The sequence below is a fragment of the Alicyclobacillus tolerans genome, assembly GCF_900142255.1.
Lineage (GTDB): Bacteria > Bacillota > Bacilli > Alicyclobacillales > Alicyclobacillaceae > Alicyclobacillus_I > Alicyclobacillus_I tolerans.
On sequence record NZ_FRAF01000061.1, the window covers coordinates 1 to 1,766 of the forward strand.

The 1,766-nt window shown below is 57.0% G+C and carries 1 rRNA gene; it reads right to left on the reverse strand.

Features of this window, described 5'->3' with window-relative positions:
- Positions 1–1,766, reverse strand: a 23S ribosomal RNA gene (locus tag BUA75_RS15335); the annotation flags it as partial.

Below are 1,766 nucleotides of genomic sequence, written 5' to 3' on the forward strand. Positions count from 1 at the left end.
AGGTTAGAAGACTAGCATCTCAAGGGTGGTATCCCAACATCGACTCCACACAGGCTGGCGCCCATGCTTCTGTGTCTCCCACCTATCCTGTACATGACATGCCCGTCTCCCATATCAAGCTACAGTCAAGCTCCACGGGGTCTTTCCGTCTAGCCGCGGGTAACCTGCATCTTCACAGGTATTACAATTTCACCGGGTCTCTCGTTGAGACAGCGCCCAAGTCGTTACGCCTTTCGTGCGGGTCAGAACTTACCTGACAAGGAATTTCGCTACCTTAGGACCGTTATAGTTACGGCCGCCGTTTACTGGGGCTTCAATTCAGAGCTTCGGGCTCTCGCCCTCACCCCTCCTCTTAACCTTCCAGCACCGGGCAGGCGTCAGCCCCTATACTTCGCCTTTCGGCTTCGCAGAGACCTGTGTTTTTGCTAAACAGTCGCTTGGGCCTTTTCACTGCGGCTCTTCTTCAGAGCGCCCCTTCTCCCGAAGTTACGGGGCCATTTTGCCGAGTTCCTTAACGAGAGTGCTCCCGCGCGCCTCCGTGTTCTCCACGCGCCCACCTGTGTCGGTTTCCGGTACGGGCAGATGCATTCTCCCTAGAGGCTTTTCTTGGCAGTGTGACCTCGAGCGCTTCGGTACTCTTCTTCCCTCCCCATCACCGCTCAGAGTTCTCGCCGCGCGGTTTTCCCTGCGCGACCCCCTTGCGGATTGGACGGCCTCTTCCATCCGGCCGCTCGCTCTAGCCTCCTGCGTCACCCCTTCAGTCATGCAAATCCATCTGGTACGGGATTCTCAACCCGTTCTCCTTCGACTACGCCTCTCGGCCTCGCCTTAGGTCCCGACTAACCCTGGGTGGACGATCCTTCCCCAGGAAACCTTGGGCTTTCGGCGGAGGGGATTCTCACCCCTCTTTTCGCTACTCATACCGGCATTCTCACTTCCATAACCTCCACCTTCCCTCTCAAGAAGGCTTCTCCGCTTATGGAACGCTCCCCTACCCTGTGGTCTTCCCACAGCCATAGCTTCGGTGTGTGGTTTAGCCCCGTTACATTTTCCGCGCAGCGTCACTCGACCAGTGAGCTATTACGCACTCTTTCAATGATGGCTGCTTCTAAGCCAACATCCTGGTTGTCTATGCACCGCCACATCGTTTCCCACTTAACCACCCTTGGGGACCTTAGCTGTTGGTCTGGGCTGTTTCCCTCTTGACTACGGATCTTAGCACTCGCAGTCTGACTGCCACGGTTCAATGAAACGGCATTCGGAGTTCGACGGAGCTTGGTAACCCTGGTCGGGCCCCGCACCCCATCGGTGCTCTACCTCCGTCCCTCATCCGTGACGCTAGCCCTAAAGCTATTTCGGGGAGAACCAGCTATCTCCGGGTTCGATTGGAATTTCTCCCCTACCCCCAGTTCATCCCCCGGCTTTTCAACGCCGGTGGGTTCGGGCCTCCATGCGGTGTTACCCGCACTTCACCCTGACCAGGGGTAGCTCACCCGGTTTCGGGTCGATGGCAATCAACTTCTCGCCCTCTTCAGACTCGCTTTCGCTTCGGCTCCGGCTTCCCTGCCTTAACCTCGCTCATCACCATCACTCGCCGGTTCATTCTACAAAAGGCACGCCGTCATCCTTTCGGACTCCGACTGCTTGTAAGCACACGGTTTCAGGTTCTCTTTCACTCCGCTCCCGCGGTTCTTTTCACCTTTCCCTCACGGTACTCTCCGCTATCGGTTGCCAGGGAGTATTTAGCCTTAGGAGGTGGTCCTCCC